The organism is Streptomyces sp. AC555_RSS877 (genome assembly GCF_019049245.1).
Classification (GTDB): domain Bacteria; phylum Actinomycetota; class Actinomycetes; order Streptomycetales; family Streptomycetaceae; genus Streptomyces.
The window spans coordinates 95,793-113,543 of sequence record NZ_JAGMUK010000003.1 but is presented as its reverse complement, the minus strand read 5'-3'; the positions used below and the strand labels follow the sequence as shown (position 1 = coordinate 113,543).

16 protein-coding genes are annotated in these 17,751 nt (G+C 72.2%); 11 read left to right on the top strand and 5 right to left on the bottom strand.

What is annotated here, in order from left to right:
• Nucleotides 1-97: 97 nt before the first annotated feature.
• Nucleotides 98-1,063: a DUF5926 family protein gene (locus KUM49_RS02340; protein ID WP_217234945.1), complete on the top strand. Its 966-nt coding sequence runs from the start codon at nt 98-100 to the stop codon at nt 1,061-1,063.
• A 246-nt stretch (nt 1,064-1,309) separates the two neighbouring features.
• Here KUM49_RS02340 and KUM49_RS02335 read toward each other — a convergent pair whose 3' ends face one another.
• Nucleotides 1,310-1,897 (bottom strand): hypothetical protein, encoded by a 588-nt coding sequence (locus KUM49_RS02335; protein WP_217234944.1) that lies wholly within the window; start codon nt 1,895-1,897, stop codon nt 1,310-1,312.
• A 55-nt stretch (nt 1,898-1,952) separates the two neighbouring features.
• Nucleotides 1,953-2,618: a bifunctional DNA primase/polymerase gene (locus tag KUM49_RS02330; RefSeq protein ID WP_217234943.1), complete on the bottom strand. Its 666-nt coding sequence runs from the start codon at nt 2,616-2,618 to the stop codon at nt 1,953-1,955.
• A 493-nt stretch (nt 2,619-3,111) separates the two neighbouring features.
• Between KUM49_RS02330 and KUM49_RS02325 the strand changes: the two genes are divergently transcribed.
• The 4 genes from KUM49_RS02325 (at nt 3,112) to KUM49_RS02310 (ending at nt 9,000) form a co-directional block, all read left to right on the top strand.
• The gene (locus KUM49_RS02325; RefSeq protein ID WP_217234942.1) at nt 3,112-4,635 is read left to right on the top strand and encodes a PP2C family protein-serine/threonine phosphatase; all 1,524 of its coding nucleotides are present in this window, start codon (nt 3,112-3,114) and stop codon (nt 4,633-4,635) included.
• Nucleotides 4,636-4,728: 93 nt separating this feature from the next.
• The gene (locus tag KUM49_RS02320; RefSeq protein ID WP_217234941.1) at nt 4,729-6,204 is read left to right on the top strand and encodes an aminopeptidase P family protein; all 1,476 of its coding nucleotides are present in this window, start codon (nt 4,729-4,731) and stop codon (nt 6,202-6,204) included.
• Nucleotides 6,205-6,257: 53 nt separating this feature from the next.
• A complete protein-coding gene (locus KUM49_RS02315) occupies nt 6,258-7,670 on the top strand; it encodes a PLP-dependent aminotransferase family protein (protein WP_217234940.1) in 1,413 nt (470 codons plus the stop codon).
• A gap of 55 nt (nt 7,671-7,725) precedes the next feature.
• Complete coding sequence (locus KUM49_RS02310; protein WP_217234939.1) at nt 7,726-9,000, top strand: MFS transporter; 1,275 nt, start codon at nt 7,726-7,728, stop codon at nt 8,998-9,000.
• On the opposite strand, the gene KUM49_RS02305 is transcribed toward KUM49_RS02310, so the two are convergent.
• From KUM49_RS02305 to KUM49_RS02295, 3 genes are all read right to left on the bottom strand, one after another.
• A complete protein-coding gene (locus tag KUM49_RS02305; protein WP_217234938.1) occupies nt 8,975-9,814 on the bottom strand; it encodes a triphosphoribosyl-dephospho-CoA synthase in 840 nt (279 codons plus the stop codon). The genes KUM49_RS02310 and KUM49_RS02305 overlap by 26 nt on opposite strands.
• 3 nt (nt 9,815-9,817) lie before the next feature.
• Nucleotides 9,818-10,747 (bottom strand): intradiol ring-cleavage dioxygenase, encoded by a 930-nt coding sequence (locus KUM49_RS02300; RefSeq protein ID WP_217234937.1) that lies wholly within the window; start codon nt 10,745-10,747, stop codon nt 9,818-9,820.
• Between the two features lie 91 nt (nt 10,748-10,838).
• Nucleotides 10,839-11,294: an ATP-binding protein gene (locus KUM49_RS02295; RefSeq protein ID WP_217234936.1), complete on the bottom strand. Its 456-nt coding sequence runs from the start codon at nt 11,292-11,294 to the stop codon at nt 10,839-10,841.
• Between the two features lie 231 nt (nt 11,295-11,525).
• Here KUM49_RS02295 and KUM49_RS02290 point away from each other — a divergent pair, with 231 nt between their 5' ends.
• The 6 genes from KUM49_RS02290 (at nt 11,526) to efeB (ending at nt 17,709) form a co-directional block, all read left to right on the top strand.
• Nucleotides 11,526-12,374 (top strand): hypothetical protein, encoded by an 849-nt coding sequence (locus KUM49_RS02290; protein WP_217234935.1) that lies wholly within the window; start codon nt 11,526-11,528, stop codon nt 12,372-12,374.
• Between the two features lie 181 nt (nt 12,375-12,555).
• Nucleotides 12,556-13,296 (top strand): YcnI family protein, encoded by a 741-nt coding sequence (locus KUM49_RS02285; protein WP_217234934.1) that lies wholly within the window; start codon nt 12,556-12,558, stop codon nt 13,294-13,296.
• Nucleotides 13,297-13,384: 88 nt separating this feature from the next.
• Nucleotides 13,385-14,038 (top strand): SCO family protein, encoded by a 654-nt coding sequence (locus tag KUM49_RS02280; protein WP_217234933.1) that lies wholly within the window; start codon nt 13,385-13,387, stop codon nt 14,036-14,038.
• Nucleotides 14,035-14,490 carry a copper chaperone PCu(A)C gene (locus KUM49_RS02275; protein WP_308406530.1) on the top strand — a complete coding sequence of 152 codons (456 nt, stop codon included), beginning with the start codon at nt 14,035-14,037 and terminating at the stop codon, nt 14,488-14,490. Before KUM49_RS02280 ends, KUM49_RS02275 begins: the two co-directional genes overlap by 4 nt.
• Before the next feature lie 13 nt (nt 14,491-14,503).
• Complete coding sequence (locus tag KUM49_RS02270; protein ID WP_217234932.1) at nt 14,504-16,408, top strand: copper resistance CopC/CopD family protein; 1,905 nt, start codon at nt 14,504-14,506, stop codon at nt 16,406-16,408.
• An 8-nt stretch (nt 16,409-16,416) separates the two neighbouring features.
• Complete coding sequence (gene efeB / locus KUM49_RS02265; RefSeq protein WP_217234931.1) at nt 16,417-17,709, top strand: iron uptake transporter deferrochelatase/peroxidase subunit; 1,293 nt, start codon at nt 16,417-16,419, stop codon at nt 17,707-17,709.
• Nucleotides 17,710-17,751 lie beyond the last annotated feature (42 nt).

The following is a 17,751-nucleotide window of genomic DNA, read 5'->3' as shown; positions in this document are numbered from 1 at the left end:
CACGTGGGCCGCGTTGTCCACAGGCACCGGTTGTTGACGGCGCAAACGGCTAGGCTCGCGCCCGTACGAGACGAGCCGTAACCGGGAGACACCCACGATGGCCAAGAAGCGACCCCAGACGAAGGCCAAGCGGCCGCAGCTCAGCGACGGTGAGGTCCCGGTCGTCGGTGCCCGTGAGCCCTGCCCCTGCGGCAGCGGCCGCCGTTACAAGGCCTGCCACGGCCGGGCGGCCCAGCATGCCGTGACCGAACTGGTGCAGCGCCCCTTCGAGGGGCTGCCCAGCGAGTGCGACTGGGTGGCACTGCGCGAACTGGTGCCGGCCGCCACGGTGGAACTGACGCTGAAGGACGGCCTCCCCGAGGGCGTCCCGTCGGTCACGCTGGCCACGGTCCTGCCGATGGCCTGGCCGGCGCTGCGCCGCGACGACGGCTCGGTCCTGCTCGGCCTGCAGAACGACACGGCGTCGGGCGACATCAGCCGCGACCTCGCCGACACCCTCCAGCGCGCGCTCACCGCGGACCCGGGCACTCCGGTCCAGTCCCGCCGCGCCCCGGCGGACGGTCCGCGACTGCAGGACCTCCTCGACTCCGAAGGCGCGTTCGAGCCAGTTGTGCACCCGGGCTTCGAGTTCTGGGTCCCGGACGCGGAGAACGCCACGCCGGAGGTGACCGCCTCCCTGGAGCGGGCCAACGCCGCGGCCATCCCGACCGTGCGCCTGACCGGCGTGGACGCCGCCTACTGGTGCGAGACGCCGGACAAGAACCACCTGCGCTGGGTGATGCCTTACCCGGAGGAGCAGCTTCTGGACGCCCTTGCGCGGCTGCACGCGGCGGGCCGCTCGAACCTCGGGGAGGGCACCCGTCTCGTGGGGTCCTTCCGTGCTCACGGGCTCACCGTGCCGGTCTGGGACCTGCCGAGCGCGGTCACCGCCGAGGACATCGAGAAGCCGGCCGCCGAGTTCGCCGAGCGCCTTTCCGGCGCGCTGGCCACGGACGCACCGCTGACCGCGGAAGAGCGTCGCGCGCGTGGCGGGCTGACCAACCGGCAGGTCACGCTGAGTTGACGTGGCGTGTGCGGCTGACCGGTCGGTCAGCCGCACACCGCCCGCCCGGATCGGCGACTTTGCTCACAACTCCCGTTCCGGGCAAGCCACATCCGGTGTCCGAATAGCCGAGCAACAGCCGAGATCGAATTTGCGAACTGCCGATCTCTTGTTACCGTTTCAGTAGCCCGGTTGCTGGTGCATCCCCCGTCGCCAGCAACCGGGTTCTTTCCTGTTCGGGTGCTCTTTACGCAACGACATCACGCGTCAACTACCCGTAGCAGCACCCGAGTTGCTCCCGGACCGCAACAGCAGCGGCCCTTCTCCGACCCGCTCCGCGAACTCCGCGACCGCCGTGTACCCGTCCGGTTCTCCGCGGGTGTGCTCCCGGGGCGTCTCACAGGTCTTCGGCTCGTCCCCCGCGCCCACCGCGCAGTGCATCTGCACGGTACGTCCGCCGGGTCCCATGAGGCTCAGTACGGAGTCCAGCGCTCCGCCGGTCGCATTGCGGTAGTAGGTCCGCGCCCACGTCCGCTCACCCTGCGTCAGCACGCACGTCTGCGCCTCGACGCCTTCGGGCGAGGTGAGTTCGGGACCGCAACGGGCGGCCACGCCAAGACCGAGGCCGAGCACCGGCCGGGAACCGGTGCGCCGGGCCGAGGGGGCCTTCGCGTCGGCGGGCGGCGCGGAAGGACGTACCACGTCAGGCGCGTCAGGTACGGAGGCGTCGGGTACAGAGGCGCCACGTACGGACGAGCGTCCCTCGTCGCCCACCTGTCCCGCGGACGCCATGGCCAGCGGCAGCGCGACCGCGCATGCCACGACGCCCGCGAGGGCGAGCAGACGAAGGTTCATGGACCGGAACATAACCAGTGGCGCGGGCGTCCGGTTCCGCCCGCGCCCGACACCCCTACAACTCGGGTGCGTTCACACCCGTACGAGTGAGGGCCTCGACCACCGCGTCCACCACGGCCTCCACGTCGGGTACCCACGGGGAGGCCGAGCCGGGCAGCGGGGCACGCTCCCAGCGGATCTCGCCGTGGCCGGTCTCGGAGGGGGGCAGGGCCAGATAGCCGCCCTCGCCGTGGAAGCGGAGGGAACCGGGGACGAAGTCCTTGGCGTACAGCAGTTCGCCCAACTGCTCCAGGGAGTAGGGCTTCACGAGCAGCGCCCACCGGGTGGGTGCTGCGACGACCGGGCCGAGGCGCATGCCCGTGCTGTCGAGCACGGCGAGTGCGCGGGCGGCCGCGGGCGCCGGCAGGCTGACCGCGCAGGGCGCGTTGCCGCCGGTGGCCAGGACGATCGGCGCGGCGGGCCGGTTGCTCCACCACCAGCGCACCATGCGCTCGTCGGTGGTGGCCGCGAGCAGGCCGGGGTCGAAGGGGTGGGCACCGGGCACCGTGCACTCGGGGTCGGGGCACCCGCAGCGGGCTCGCCCCTGCGGGTCGGCCGCCACGCCCGGGAGTACGGGCCACTGCCATTGAGTCGCGAAGGTCAGGGCCGCGCTGATCAACTCAGGCCTTCCGTCGCTGCGCTGGGACAGGAGCCTGCGTCGCCTTCCGAGGATCTCGCGCATGAGCGCTCGTTCCTTTCCGTTGCACCGCTGGCAACACCGAGGACCACATCACAACATGTGTCGATCTCTTCACTGTGCGTACCTGTTGGCGCATCACACCCCTGTCCGAGACAAGGGGAACCCCTATGGGCCGAACGTTGAGCTGCGTCCGCGGCAGCCTCGCCCACACTGCGGTCTATCAGAAGCGCGGGCCTGGCGTGGGGTGGCGAAGTCTGGCGTTTGCTGTCGCGCGTGGTTCTCTTCGCCTCCGCCGCGGGAGGATGGGGCTCGGTCGTCGGTGGCTAAGACGCCCGGGTCCGTCGCCAGGTTCCGGGTGATTACCAACCACCCCTGGCCTTCTCCGAGTACGTACCCATCACGACCGCTGTGACGCTCTGTGGAGCAGGGCCAGTCGACCGCAATACGCCGTTACCCGAGTCAGTTTTAGGCCAACTTTATCTTTTGGCAAGTGCTGCACTGATGACCCACGGACACCAGGAATCCCGGCAGGACAATGCTGGACATCCCCTCACGAGTGCGTGTACATGTGGAGACACTGCTAGCGGCGCAGAATGACATGGGGGTTTGCGATGCTTTTGAGCAATACGCACCGGTCGGAAAGCCGGACGCCATGAACGCCCCTCACCCTCCGAAAGTGGCTGGAATCGATTCAACGGTTCCCTCGCCAGCCCACACTGTCGCGCCCGCGCCTTCCGTCTCGGGTACCTCGGGGGTTCTCTCACCAAACGCGCCGGGCGCGCTGCTTCAGGACCGGCTCGCCGGCTGGGTCTCGGACCTCACGACCCTGCACGAACTGACCGAACGGCTGGCCCGCACGGACGCGCTGTCCGAGGCTCTGCAGGAACTGCTGCACGCCGGAGCCGCCCTGGTGGGCGCCCGCCGCGGACTCGTCGTGCTGGAACCCGGCGACGGACTCGGCCCCGACACCACCATCGGCCTGGGCCTCGCCCGCGCCGACCTCGGTCACATCGAGACCGTGCCCCGCAGCTCCCTGTCGTACGGCCGCATCCTCGACGGACTGCCCGGCGGTGACGGCGAGATCGCCCAGCCCGACCTCTTCGCCGAGGACGGGCTCGACCCCCGGCACCGCGAGGTCGCCGCCCGCCTCGGCTACGCCGCGAGCTACGCGCTGCCCCTGACCGCGGAGGCGTACAGCGAGGTCGCCGGCCGGCTCGGCGCCGCCGTGTGGCTCTACGACGAGCCCGCGGAACCCACCGAACGGCAGCGCCACCTGGTCGGCCTGTACGCGCGTTACGCCGGCGAGCACCTGGCCCGGCTCCTGGAGGTCGAGCGCACGCGCGCGTGCATGGCGACGATCGCCGAGGAACTGCTGCCGTCCCGGCTCCCCCGCGTCGCCGGAGTACGGCTCGCCGCCAGGCACCGCACCGGGCCGCGCGGCGGCGGCGACTGGTACGACGCGCTGCCGCTGCCGGATGCCGCGCTCGGTCTCGCCGTGGGCTCTGTGACGGGGTCCGGGCCCAGCGCGATCGCCGCGATGGGACGGCTGAGAGCCTCCCTGCGGGCGTACGCCGTGATGGAGGGCGAGGACCCGGTCGCGGTCCTGTCCGACCTGGAGCTGCTGCTCCGGCTCACCGAGCCGGCCCGCTCCGCCACCGCCCTGTTCGCCTACTGCGAGCCCGCGCTGCGCAAGATCACGCTGGCCGGTGCCGGGCACTGCCCGCCGCTGCTGGTCGGCGAGCGGCGCACCGAGTTCATGGAGACCTCCGTGTCCGCGCCGCTCGGGATGCTCGCCTGCTGGGAGGCGCCGAGTGTGGAACTCCAGGCGGAGGCGGGTGAGACGGTTCTGCTCTACACCGACGGGCTCCTGCACCGCACCGGCGACCCCACGGACCGCTCCTTCGCCCGGCTGCACGCGGCGGCGGCCGGCGTGCCCAGGGCGCTGCGGCGCGACCCCGAGGCGATCGTCGACCACGTGCTGCGGACCGTGCTGCCGGACGGGCTGGACGAGGCGGACTCCGAGGAGGACGTGGTCCTGGTCGCCGCTCACTTCGAGTAGTCGCGGGCCAAGCCGTCGGTAACAGGTCTTCCGGCCCTGGGCCCCTTCCGTACGACCGTACGATGGACGGGGTCCAGTGCCGTATCGAGGAGGATGACCGTGGCCGACGAGCTCACCCCGGAGACCCCGGAAGCTGAGTCTGAGGAGCCGATCAAGCAGCGGAAGAACGGCCTGTACCCGGGCGTCTCCGACGAGCTGGCCGAGAACATGAAGTCCGGCTGGGCCGACACGGAACTGCGCGACCTGGAGCCCATCGCCCAGGCCGCCGAGACCGCCGCCCGCCGCGCCGCGCTCTCCGCGCGCTTCCCCGGCGACCGCCTGGTGATCCCCGCGGGCAACCTGAAGACCCGCTCGAACGACACCGAGTACGCCTTCAGGGCCTCGGTCGAGTACGCGTACCTCACCGGCGGCCGGCCCGATGAGAGCGCAGGCGGCGTGCTGGTCATGGAGCCCGTCGCCGACGGCCACAAGGCGACGATCTACCTCCTGCCGCGCTCCGACCGCGAGAACGGCGAGTTCTGGCTCTCCGGCCAGGGCGAGCTGTGGGTGGGCCGCCGGCACTCCCTCACCGAGGCCGAGAAGCTGTACGGCATTCCCGCCTCCGACGTGCGCGAGCTGGCCGACCACCTGCGCGAGGCCACCGGCCCGGTCCGGGTGGTGCGCGGGTACGACGCCGGCATCGAGGCCGCGCTGACCGACAAGGTCACCGCCGAGCGCGACGCCGAGCTGCGGGTCTTCCTCTCCGAGGCGCGGCTGGTCAAGGACGGGTTCGAGATCGGCGAGCTGCAGAAGGCGGTCGACTCGACCGTTCGCGGCTTCGAGGACGTCGTACGCGTTCTGGACAAGGCCGAGGCGACGTCCGAGCGGTACATCGAGGGCACGTTCTTCCTCCGCGCCCGCGTCGAGGGCAACGACGTCGGCTACGGCACCATCGCCGCGGCCGGCCCGCACGCCTGCACGCTGCACTGGGTGCGCAACGACGGGCCGGTGCGCTCCGGCGACCTGCTGCTGCTGGACGCGGGCGTCGAGACCCACACGTACTACACCGCCGACGTCACGCGCACGCTGCCGGTCAACGGCCGGTTCAGTGAGATCCAGAAGCAGATCTACGACGCCGTGTACGACGCCCAGGAGGCCGGCATCGCGGCGGTGAAGCCGGGCGGGAAGTACCGGGACTTCCACGACGCGGCGCAGCGGGTGCTGACCGAGCGGCTCGTGGAGTGGGGACTGGTCGAGGGGCCGGTCGAGCGAGTGCTGGAGCTCGGGTTGCAGCGCCGGTGGACGCTGCACGGCACCGGGCACATGCTCGGTATGGACGTCCATGACTGCGCCGCCGCGCGCGTGGAGTCGTATGTCGACGGCACGCTGGAGCCGGGGATGGTGCTCACCGTCGAGCCCGGTCTGTACTTCCAGGCCGATGACCTGACGGTGCCGGAGGAGTACCGGGGCATCGGTGTGCGGATCGAGGACGACCTTCTGGTGACGGAGGACGGCAACCGGAACCTGTCCGCGGGGCTGCCTCGCCGGTCGGACGAGGTCGAGGCGTGGATGGCGGCCCTCAAGGGCTGAGATTCGTCGGCGGGTGGTTCGTGGCTGATCGCGCCCACGCGGCGGAGCCGCACATGTCACGGCCCCGCGCCCCTGAGGGGGTGGGGGTGGACCTGCATGTGCAGCTCCACGTCGGGGAAGGGCGTCGCGCCGGGCTGGAGCGTGCCCTGCGTGACGCCGTGCGGGAGGGGCGGCTGGCGCCCGGGGTGCGGTTGCCCGCGACCCGGCGGCTCGCGGGTGAGCTGGGGGTCTCACGGGGGACGGTGAAGGCGGCGTACGACCAGCTCGTCGCCGAGGGGTATCTGACCGCGCTGCAGGGGTCGGGCACCCGGGTCGCCCCGCTGCCCTCCGTCGATGCCGCACCGCTTCAGGCCGCCGCACCCACGCGTGTGCCGCGTCTCGATCTGCGGCCGGGGAGCCCGGACGTGGGGACGTTTCCGGCGGCGGCCTGGCTGCGGGCGCTGCGGCGCGCCATCGCGACGGCGCCCTCGCGGTCGTACGACTACGGCGATCCGCGCGGGCGGATCGAGCTGCGGACGGCGCTGTCGGGGTACCTGGGGCGGGCGCGGGGGGTGATCGCGCCGCCGGAGCGGATCGTCGTCACCTCGGGGTATGTGCAGGGGCTTTCGCTGCTCACGCGAGTGCTGGAGGGCGGCAGCGTCGCCATGGAGGATCCCGGGCTGCCCTTCCACCGGGAGGTGGTGCGGCGGGGCGGCGGGCGGGTGGTGCCGGTGCGGGTGGACGAACGGGGCGTCCTCCCCGGGGACTTGGGAGACGCCTCGGCCGTCGTGGTCACGCCGGCGCACCAGTACCCGACCGGGGTGACCCTGCATCCGGAGCGGCGGCGGGCGCTGACCGACTGGGCACGCACGCGTGGCGGGCTGATCGTCGAGGACGACTACGACGGGGAGTTCCGCTACGACCGGCAGCCCGTCGGCGCGCTCCAGGGGATGGCGCCCGGGCACGTGGCGTATCTGGGGACCGCTTCGAAGACGCTCGGGCCGGCGCTGCGGCTCGGGTGGATGGTGCTGCCGCCCGATCTGGTCGACGCGGTCGCCGACGCCAAGCTGCACAGCGACCATCACACCGAGTCCATCGGGCAGTTGGCGCTGGCCGAGCTGATCGGGAGCCATGCGTACGACCGTCACGTGCGCGCGTGCCGGTTGCGGTACCGGCGGCGCCGGGACCAGCTCCTGGACCGGCTGGGGCCGCGTCGGCGGGTACGCGGGATCGCGGCCGGGCTGCACGCGCTGGTGGAGGTCGACGACGAGGCGGAGGCGCTGGCGCGCGCGGCAGCGCGGGGCCTCGCCGTGGGGCACCTCGGGGAGCACTGGCACACGCCGGGCGTCGACGGGCGGACGCAAGGGCTGGTCGTGGGCTACGGGACGCCTCGGGAGCGGATGTACCTGGAGGCGCTGGACGTGCTGAGGAAGGTTCTGGACGGAGGCTGGGACAGCCGCTCGGCCGTCCTGGAATTGGGCCACTGAAAGGCCTGCCCAGTGGGCCTGCCCAGGGATCCACCGCGCTTCTAGCGTCGTTCGCATGACGAACCCACTCGTCCCGCCCGCGGGGCCGCAACGCGTCCTGGCTCTGGCCCAGTTGGCCAACTCCGTCGGTGACGGCGCCTACTACGTGACGTCGGCGCTCTACTTCACCCACGTCGTCGGGCTCGCCCCCGCGCGCGTGGGGCTCGGGCTGACCGTCGCCTGGGGGGTCGGCTCGCTGGTGGGGGTGCCGCTCGGGCGGCTCGCGGACCGGCGCGGGGCCCGCGGCACGGCGGTGCTGCTGGCGCTGGCGACCGGGCTGGCGGTGGCGTCCTTCCTGGTCGTCCGGGACTTCGTGCCGTTCGTCGTGGCAGCCTGCGCCTACGCCTCCGCCCAGTCGGGACTCGCCGCCGCCCGGCAGGCGCTGCTCGCGGGACTGGTGCCGGCCGGGGAGCGGACCGGGCTGCTCGCGCATCTCCAGGCAACGCTCAACGCCGGTCTGGCGGTGGGCGCCGGACTGGGCGGGCTCGCCCTGCACGCCGGGACGCGGACCGCTTATCTCGGGGTGTTCGCGCTGGACGCGGTGAGCTTCGTGGTGTGTGCGGGGCTGCTGGCGCGGATGCCTTCGATGGCTCCCGTGCGGTTGCCTTCGGTGGCGCCGGTGCACAAGGGCCGGGCCAACGGCCCTGAAGGCGTCCGGGAGCGCCGTGATCGCGGAGTACTGCGCGACCGTCCCTACGCCCTCCTCACGCTCCTCAACACCGTGCTCCTGCTGCGCATGCCGTTGCTCAGCCTCGGACTGCCGCTGTGGATCGCGGAGCGCACGGACGCCCCGGTCTGGCTGGTCTCCGCGCTGTTCGTGCTCAACACCGGGGCGGTGATGGTGTTCCAGGTGCGGATGGCGCGCGGGGTCACAGGCGTAGCGTCGGCCACGCGCGCGGTGCGGAGGTCGGGGTGGGTGATGCTGGCGGCGTGCGCGGTCTTCGCGCTGTCGGCGGGCGCGTCGCCCTGGGTGGCGGTCGGTGCGCTGGTCGTCGGTGCGGTGCTCCAAGTGGCCGCCGAGATGGGACAGTCGGCCGGTTCCTGGCAGCTGTCCTTCGAGCTGGCCCCGGCCGACCGCGTCGGCGAGTACCAGGGCTTCTTCGGGACCGGCGTGATCGTGGCCCGGGCCCTGGGCCCCCTGGTACTGACCTCGCTGCTGCTCGGGTGGGGGGCGGCGGGGTGGCTGCTGCTCGGCGGAGCGACGCTCGTGGCGTCGTACGCGATGGGCCCGGCGACCCGCCGGGCCCATGCCTCCCGGACGGACGTCAGGCTGCCCGCACCGGTGAACTGACCCTCGCCGGAAGTGAGTCCAGGAACAGGGCCCCCGCCAGTAGTCCCGCACTGCCCCTCGGGCTCCACGCGCGCGCGTGCAGGTCGGCGTCGAGGGCGTGCAGGGCTTCGCGGCCCGCGTCCGTCGCCGTGCCGCCCGCTTCCAGGATCCCGCGGGCGCCCGCCTGGACGTGCCGCAGGCCGGCCGGGCCCGCGGTGTGCAGGAGTTCGGTGTCCTGGAGGGTGGACATCACGGTGAGCAGGGCGTCGAGGCGGGCCTCGTCCTCGCCGCCGCCGGCCGAGCGGGCGGTGGCCAGGGCGTCCAACGCCCGCCGTACGTGCGGGAATCCGGCCCGGGCCTCGCCGCGCGCCCCGGCGGCGCCGTACTTCGCCGAGATCGACGAGCCGCGCGAGGGCCGTCGCGGGGCCCGGCGGTCGGGGTGCGCGGCGATCCGCTTGGCGGTCGCGGCCACGTCCTTCGCCGCGGCACGGGGTTCGAGGGCGGCCGCGGCGACCAGCAGGCCGAGCGCCCACAGGGCGCCGCGGTGGCCGCCGCCGGCGAGGCCCACCGAGTGCTCGGTGCAGCGGCCGATCGCGCCCAGTTCGGTGCGGAGCCGGGGCGTGGGCTCGCCCGTGCGGCGGGCCGCGGCGGCCATCGCCGCGAGGCCGGGTGCGAGTGCCTTGGCGGACCAGCGCAGGGCGCGGTGGTCCACCCGTGTCGTACGGGCGCCCAGGTCACGTGGGTCGGGCAGGCCTGGCTTGGGGGCGAGCGCCAGCTGCCCGGTCAGCGCGTCCACGGCGGCCCGGGCCAGTGCGTCGTCCTCGCGGCTGTTCATGCGTTACGAGGACGCCGTGGCCGACGGGGCGGCGCCGCCGCTCGGCGGGGTGCCGGTCGGCGCGCCGCTCGGGGGCGTACCGCCCGCACCGCCACCGCCGCTGCCCGCGCCGGTGTTCTCGGCGTCGGGGTCGACGCCGAGGGTGAGGGAGCCCTTGTAGCCCTTGGAGGGGTCGCTCTTGTGTACGGCCTTGAGGGTGAGCAGGCCGCTGGAGGCGCCGCCACCGTCGTAGACCATGTCGTCGGCGAGCTCGGTGTAGGTGCCGGAGTGCTTCGCGTAAGGCTCCAGCGTGAAGATCTCCTCGGCGATCTCGTCGGCGAAGAACAGCTGGCCGGTGTAGTTGACCTTGCCGCCCTTCTCGCCGCCCGTGTGCACCTTGAGGTGGATGTGACAGGTGCGCGGGGTGTACCAGCCGGGGAAGATCGTCTCGAACTTGACGACCCCGTTGGCGTTGGCGATCTGGTGACCGCGCAGATAGGTGGTGTCGTCGGCGGTCGAGCCGTCCTCGCTCTCGGCGGGCGCGGAACCGCCGGGGTTGGCGGTGGTGTACCCGGAGTAGTAGCCCCAGGCGTCGCAGTGCCAGATCTCGACGGCCGCGCCGGGCACCGGGGTGCAGCCGTCGGTGGCGTCCACGACGGTGAGGCGCAGGGTCAGCGGGACACCGCTCTTGCCGTCGGTGATGTCCTTCCGCACCAGGGCGCCGTCGAGGTAGTACGGCCCCTCGGTGACGCTGGACATCAGGGTCATGCACGCGCTGCCGGCGGAGGTCGCCGAGGCGGTGGCCGTGGCCTCGGTGGTGGTCGTCGCGTCGGCGGCGAAGGCCGACCGATACCCGGCCCAGCCGAGAGTGCCGGCCGTGACCGTGCCACCGGTCACCGCGAGGGCGCGGCGCCGGGTGATGGAGGTGTCCTTGTGGTTTCCCGTCATGCCCATGAACGTAGGAACGACGACCGTCAGGAACCTGGGCCGACGCTGTGCGCAGGCTGAGAATGCGGATCGCGTGTCTTCGGGTACGGCGCCGGCGCTACACCGCCATCAGCGGCGCGTCCTTCTTCCACTTCAGGATCTTGTCGAAGCTCACCACCGCGCCCCGCCGGCCGGGCTTGTTGCCGATGTGGACGTGGTCGGCGAGTTCCTCGATGAGACACAGACCGCGGCCGTTCTCGTCCTCCACGGGCACCGGACGGGCCGGCGGCCGGGGCGGGGCCGCGGAGAAACCGGGGCCCGAGTCGGCGACCTCGATACGGCACTTCTCGCCGTCGAGGTAGGCGGTGACGCGGTACGCCTGCGAGGAATCCTCGGTGTCACCGTCCCCGCCGTGCTCCACGGCGTTGGCGCAGGCCTCGCTGAGCGCCAGGGAGAGGTCGTAGGAGATGTCGGGGTCGACACCCGCCGTCTCCATGGTTCCGAGCAGCAGCCGCCGGGCGAGCGGAACGCTCGCGGCCTCGCGGCGCAGATGGAGTGACCACCAGATGCTCATGCTCCAGCCTCCAGGCCGCGGCTCGACATACCGTTACGTATTGCCGCGAGTGCACCGGTGTAAGCACACAGTTGACGTGATGCCGCCCATATGGGGGATGCGCCGATGACGGCCATCGGTGTATGTGGGGCGCCCTGTGGCAGAACGTGACCTTCCGGCCGTACACCGCGTACGTCATCTTGTGGACCTGCCGTATGGCGGTCATCAGGCCAGTGCGATGATGAGCCCGCCATGACTGCCCCCCACCCACGTACGGCGCGTGCCGGAGGCGACCTCCGGGTGCTACGGGCCGCGGTGTTCGCCGCGGTCTGTGTCGTGCTGGCCGCGGCCGGTCACGCCCTCGCCTCCTGCGCCACGGTTCCGCTGTGGACGCTGGGCGCGGGTTTCCTGGGGGCCGTCCTGGTCGTGGCACCACTCGCCGGACGTGAGCGGTCGCTGCCGGGCATAGCCGCGCTGCTCGCGGTCGGACAGACCGTGCTGCACGTGCTGTTCGGGCTGGGGCAGCACGGGACGACGGCCGGCGCTGCGGCGGGTACGGCCACGACGGCCTCGGCAGTGTCCGACGCCTCCCTGGTCGAGCAGGCCGCACGGCTCGTCTGCGGGACCACCGCGGCGGCGATCAGCCCCGCGCAGGCCCACAAGATCCTCGTCGACGCCCGGCTCCGCCCGAGCGCGGCCGCTCCCCCGACCACGACGCACCACCCGGCGGACGCTCTGTCCACCGCGGCGGGGTCCGCCATGTCGCTGCTGCCGTCCCTGCCGATGCTGCTCGGGCATGTCCTCGCGGCCTTCGCCGCGGGATGGCTGCTGCGTCGGGGGGACATGGCACTGCTGCGGCTCGTCGAGATGTCCGCACTGTCGGCACACGCGGTCGCCGAGGGAGCGCTCGTACGGTCCCTGCGCGGGGCGCTCGCGCTGGTGCGCGCCCTGCGTGCCGGGCTGCCGGGCGCGCCCGAGGCCGGTTGGCGCATCCCGCGCACCACTCTGCCAGCGCCGCCCGCCCCCCGCACCACCGCACTCCAGCACACGCTGGTCCGGCGGGGCCCGCCGGACGCCGACGCGTTCCTCCTCGCCGCCTGACGCGACGCGACCAGTGCTCCACCTCCTTCGAGGACGTGGGGAGGGCCGCCGTCGCGCGGCACGCGCGTGTGCCCGTGCTGGTGTGAGTCACCGCCCGTCGACGGGTGAGAGCTGACGCCCGCGCACGCGTACCCCTCTTCCTCACCGGAACCCGGAAACCTCTCGGAGTGGAGTGCTCCCCATGAAGGCCTCTCGCCTCGCCGCCGTCGGCGCCGTCGCCGCCTCTACCGTCGTCGTCCTGTCCTCGCCCGCGTTCGCGCACGTCAGCGTGCAGCCCGAGGGCACCGCCGCCAAGGGCGGTTACGCGGTCGTCGACTTCAAGGTCCCCAACGAGCGCGACGACGCCTCGACCACCAAGCTCGAGGTCAACTTCCCGGCCGACCACCCGATCGCCTCCGTGATGCCGGAGCCGATGGCCGGCTGGGACATCAAGGTCACCAGGTCCAAGCTCGACAAGCCCGTCGAACTGCACGGCAAGCAGATCACCGAGGCCGTCACCAAGGTCACCTGGACCGCGGACGGCAAGGGCATCGAGCCCGGCTACTTCCAGAAGTTCCCCGTCTCCGTCGGCGCGCTCCCCGAGGACACCGACGAGCTGGTCTTCAAGGCGATCCAGACGTACTCCAACAAGGAGGTCGTCCGCTGGATCGAGGAGCAGCAGGAGGGCGCGGAGGAGCCCGAGAACCCGGCGCCCGTGCTGGCGCTGTCCGCCGCCGCCGAGGACGGGCACGCGCACGACTCCGCGGCCGGCGCCGAAGCCACCGAAGAGGCCGCCGACGCGGAAGCCGCCGACGCCGAGACCGCGGCCCCCGCCGACAGCAGCGACACGACCGCCCGCGTTCTCGGCGTGGTCGGCATCGTCATCGGCGTGGTCGGCGTGGCGTACGGCGTGCTCGCCGGGCGCCGGCGCACCGACGCCTGAGGTCCACCGTCCGGCCCGGTACCGGGGTTCGCTCGGCTCCCGTGCGACCCCGGTGCCGTCGGCACCATCACATCTGGGACATTTTTCTATGCGCAAGAAGACGTTCGCCGCGGCCGCCCTGCTCGCCGCCGCCACCTTGACCCTCTCCGCGTGCGGCAGCAGTGACGACAGCGGCTCGCCGGTCTCCGTGGTCTCCGAGGAGGCGGGCGCGGACAAGGCCGCCACCGTCCTCGACCAGCCGTTCGAAAAGCCGGACCTGGTCCTCACCGACACGAAGGGCAAGTCGTACGACCTCCGCAAGGAGACCGCGGGCAAGCCGACGCTCATCTACTTCGGCTACACGCACTGCCCCGACATCTGCCCGCTGACGATGAACAACATCGCCGTCGCCAAGAAGTCGCTGCCCAAGTCCGAACAGGACGAGCTGCGCGTCGTGTTCGTCACCACGGACCCGGACCGGGACACGCCCTCCGAACTCGGCAAGTGGCTCAAGGGCATCGACACCCAGTTCGTCGGCCTGACCGGCGACTTCCCCACCATCCAGGCCGGCGCCCGCACCCTAGGCATCTCCATCGAGCCGACGCACAAGGACAAGAAGGGCAAGACCGTCTCCGTGCACGGCACCCAGGTCGTCGCGTTCTCCCCGAAGACCGACGCCGGATACGTCCTCTACGGCGAGGACGCCACGGTCGACGACTACACCAAGGACCTCCCCAAGCTCGTGAAGGGTGCGAAGCCGTGAGGCCTCTCACCGTGCCCGCCGCGGTGCTGACCGGGGTCCTGGTCCTGGCCGGCTGCGGCTCGGACTCCGGCTCCGACACCGGAGGCGGCGTCTCCGTGTCCGGCGCCTACATGCCGCAGCCGGTGTCCGACGACATGGCGGCCGGCTATCTGACGATCGTCAACGACAGCGGTACGAAGGCCGAGCTGACCTCGGTCACCAGCGACATCGGCGAGGTCACCATGCACCGGACGGTCGGGGGCGCGATGGAGGAGAGCAACCGGTTCTCCATCCCCGCCCACGGTCAACTCGTGTTCAAAAGCGGTGACAACCATCTGATGTTCGACAAGCTGCAGCACAAGCCCGAACAGGGCCAGACGGTCTCCGTCGAGCTGCACTTCGCCAAGTCCGACCCGGTCGTCGTCAAGATGCCGGTCAGGTCGGCGACGTACGTCCCGAAGACCGGACACTGACGGAGGGATCACCTTGACGCCGACCATCGCCCCCCGCGTCCGGACCCTGGTGCTGCTGCTCCTGGCCGCGGCCGGGCTGCTCCTCGCCGGGGCGGCCCCGGCCTCCGCGCACGCCGCGCTGACCGGCAGCGACCCGCAGCAGGGTGTGGTGGTCGACAAGGCACCCACCCAGGTCTCACTGACCTTCTCCGAGCAGGTCTCGACGTCCGCCGACTCGCTGCGCGTGCTCGATCCCAAGGGCAAGCCCGTCCAGCGCGGCAAACCGTCCAACGTGAGCGGCACGACGTACGCCGTCCAGCTGCTCAGCGGCCTGCCCGACGGCACCTACACCGTCACCTATCAGGTCGTGTCCGCGGACAGTCACCCCGTGGCCGGCGCCTTCACCTTCTCCGTCGGCGCGCCCTCGTCCACCTCCGTCTCGGTGTCCGGCGAGACCGCGGGCGGCGGGGCCGTCGGCTGGCTGTACGGCTTCGGGCGGTACATGTCGTACGCCGGCTTCGTCGTCCTGGTCGGCGGGGCCGCGTTCGTCCTCGCCTGCTGGCAGCCCGGTTCCGGCGTCCGGGCCGTACAGCGGCTCGTCGTCTCCGGCTGGCTCACGCTCACCGCGGCCACGCTCGCGCTGCTGCTCCTGCGCGGCTCCTACACCGGCTCCGGCAAGGTCGGCGACGTCTTCGACCTCGACCTGCTCGGGCAGGTGCTCCAGACCAAGACGGGCGCGGCGCTGGTGTCCCGGCTGCTGCTGCTCGCCGCGGCCGCGCTGTTCATCGCGGTGCTCTTCGGGGCGTACGACAAACGCGAGGAGGACGAGAAGCGGGACCTTACCTTCGGACTCGCCATCGGCGGGACCGTGGTCGCCGCCGGACTCGCCGCGAGCTGGGCGATGTCCGAGCACGCCTCGGTGGGCCTCCAGGCCGGGATCGCGATGCCGGTCGACGTCCTCCACCTGCTGGCGGTCGCGGCCTGGCTCGGCGGCCTCACCGCCCTCCTCGTCGCGCTGTACCGGGCACCCGCGGACACGCCCGTCGACACGGCCGCCGTACGGCGTTTCTCGACCGTCGCCTTCGGCAGTGTCGTCGCTCTGGTCCTGACCGGGACCTACCAGTCCTGGCGCCAGCTCGGCTCCTGGTCGGCGTTCACCGACACGCGGTACGGACAACTGCTGCTCGTCAAGATCGGGCTCGTGGCCCTCCTCGTCGGCGTCGCGTACATCTCGCGGCGGTGGACGGCACAGCTGGTGGACACGCCGGTCCGGGGGAGCAGGCAGGCGCCCGAGAAGGAGCGGGTCGGTGCGGGCGCCGGGGACGCCAAGGGTGGTTCCGGGGCGTCCAAGGACGCCGGAGCCTCCAAGCGCGCCGCGCAGCTCGCCCGGCAGCGCGCCGCGATGGACACGGCACGGCAGAAGCGGGAGCGGGACGCCGACCCGCACCGGTTCGGGCTGCGCCGCTCGGTGCTCGCCGAGGCCGGTGTCGCCGTCGTCCTGCTCGCCGTCACCACCGTGCTCACGCAGACCGAGCCCGGCCGTACGGAACAGGACGCCAAGGCGGCCACGTCGTCCTCCTCGTCCACCTCGTCGTCCGGGGCGGTCACCCTGGACATGTCGTTCGACACCGGCGGCGAGGACGGCAAGGGCGTCGTACGCATCGATCTCGACCCCGCGCGCGTGGGCGCCAACGAGATGCACGTCTATGTGGAGCGGTCCAACGGGCGTGCCTTCGACGTCCCGGAGGTGAAGGTCGCCTTCACCCTCGAGTCGAAGGACATCGGACCGCTGCCCGTCGTCCCCGACCACATCACCACCGGGCACTGGGCGGCGAACGGAGTGCAGATCCCCATGGCGGGCGACTGGGAGATCGCGGTGACCGTGCGGACCTCCGACATCGACCAGACGACCGTCTCCAAGAACACGCAGATCGGCTGAACCACACCATGCCTGAGCAGTCCATCCCGGAGGCCCCGACTCCCGCTCTCGAAGGGGGCGCTTCCGGACAGGCCCCCTCGGGGGAGGCTCTTTCGCGGCGGAAGCTGCTGAGCACCGCCGGCGCCACCGGGCTCGTCCTCGGGGTGGCCGGCGGGGCCGTCGGCTACACCGCGCGTCCGGCCGAGGCCACGCCTCTCACTTCCGTGGGCGCCGAGCAGGTGATGTTTCACGGGAAACATCAGCCCGGCATCACCCAGGGTCTCCAGGCCCGCGGTCACCTCGTGGCCTTCGACCTGGCGGCGGGAGCGGGCCGCAAGGAGGCTGCCGCACTGCTGCGTCGCTGGTCGCAGACGGCAGGGCGGCTGATGACGGGGGAGGCGGCGACGCAGGACGACACGGACGTCGCCCGGGACGCCGGCCCGTCCTCGCTGACGGTCACCTTCGGATTCGGGCACAGCTTCTTCGCCCGCACCGGCCTGGAGAAGCAGCGCCCGGCCTCCCTCGATCCCCTGCCCGACTTCTCCTCCGACCACCTCGACAAGAAGCGCAGCGACGGCGACCTGTGGGTGCAGATCGGCGCCAACGACGCGCTGGTCGCCTTCCACGCCCTGCGCGCCATCCAGAAGGACGCGGGGAGCGCGGCCCGCATCCGCTGGCAGATGAACGGCTTCAACCGCTCGCCGGGCGCCACGTCCCATCCCATGACGGCCCGCAACCTCATGGGCCAGATCGACGGCACCCGCAACCCGAAGCCGGCCGAGCCCGACTTCGACCGGCGGATCTTCGTGCCGTCCTCCGGCTCGAACGACCCGTCATGGATGGCGAACGGCTCCTACGCCGTCGTACGCCGCATCCGCATGCTCCTCGACGACTGGGAGAAGCTGTCGGTCACGGCCCAGGAGGACGTCATCGGGCGCCGCAAGTCCGACGGGGCTGCGCTGTCCGGCGGTACCGAGACGACCGAGATGGACCTGGAGAAGACCGACGCCAAGGGCGACCTGGTCGTCCCGATCAACGCCCATGCCCGCATCACACGGCCCGACCAGAACGGGGGCGCGGCGATGCTCCGGCGCCCGTTCTCGTACCACGACGGCTTCGACGGCGACGGGGTCCCCGACGCCGGTCTCCTCTTCGTCTGCTGGCAGGCCGACCCCCTGCGCGGCTTCGTTCCTGTACAGCGCAAGCTCGACCGGGGCGACGCCCTGTCCCGGTTCATCCGCCACGAGGCGAGCGGCCTGTTCGCGGTGCCGGGCGGGGCGGCGGAGGGGGAGTACGTGGGGCAGGCCCTGCTGGAGGGGTGACCCGGTCGCTCGGCGGGGTGGCTGTACCGAGATGCGGGCGCT

Bases quoted from the DNA above. Each gene is read 5' to 3' on its own strand.
- KUM49_RS02290 (WP_217234935.1), top strand. From the start codon at position 11,526: ATGACTGCCCCCCACCCACGTACGGCGCGTGCCGGAGGCGACCTCCGG.
- efeB (WP_217234931.1), top strand. From the start codon at position 16,417: ATGCCTGAGCAGTCCATCCCGGAGGCCCCGACTCCCGCTCTCGAAGGG.
- KUM49_RS02320 (WP_217234941.1), top strand. From the start codon at position 4,729: ATGACCGTGGCCGACGAGCTCACCCCGGAGACCCCGGAAGCTGAGTCT.
- KUM49_RS02335 (WP_217234944.1), bottom strand. From the start codon at position 1,897: ATGAACCTTCGTCTGCTCGCCCTCGCGGGCGTCGTGGCATGCGCGGTC.
- KUM49_RS02300 (WP_217234937.1), bottom strand. From the start codon at position 10,747: ATGGGCATGACGGGAAACCACAAGGACACCTCCATCACCCGGCGCCGC.
- KUM49_RS02315 (WP_217234940.1), top strand. From the start codon at position 6,258: ATGTCACGGCCCCGCGCCCCTGAGGGGGTGGGGGTGGACCTGCATGTG.
- KUM49_RS02285 (WP_217234934.1), top strand. From the start codon at position 12,556: ATGAAGGCCTCTCGCCTCGCCGCCGTCGGCGCCGTCGCCGCCTCTACC.
- KUM49_RS02325 (WP_217234942.1), top strand. From the start codon at position 3,112: ATGCTGGACATCCCCTCACGAGTGCGTGTACATGTGGAGACACTGCTA.
- KUM49_RS02330 (WP_217234943.1), bottom strand. From the start codon at position 2,618: ATGCGCGAGATCCTCGGAAGGCGACGCAGGCTCCTGTCCCAGCGCAGC.
- KUM49_RS02305 (WP_217234938.1), bottom strand. From the start codon at position 9,814: ATGAACAGCCGCGAGGACGACGCACTGGCCCGGGCCGCCGTGGACGCG.
- KUM49_RS02295 (WP_217234936.1), bottom strand. From the start codon at position 11,294: ATGAGCATCTGGTGGTCACTCCATCTGCGCCGCGAGGCCGCGAGCGTT.
- KUM49_RS02310 (WP_217234939.1), top strand. From the start codon at position 7,726: ATGACGAACCCACTCGTCCCGCCCGCGGGGCCGCAACGCGTCCTGGCT.
- KUM49_RS02280 (WP_217234933.1), top strand. From the start codon at position 13,385: ATGCGCAAGAAGACGTTCGCCGCGGCCGCCCTGCTCGCCGCCGCCACC.
- KUM49_RS02340 (WP_217234945.1), top strand. From the start codon at position 98: ATGGCCAAGAAGCGACCCCAGACGAAGGCCAAGCGGCCGCAGCTCAGC.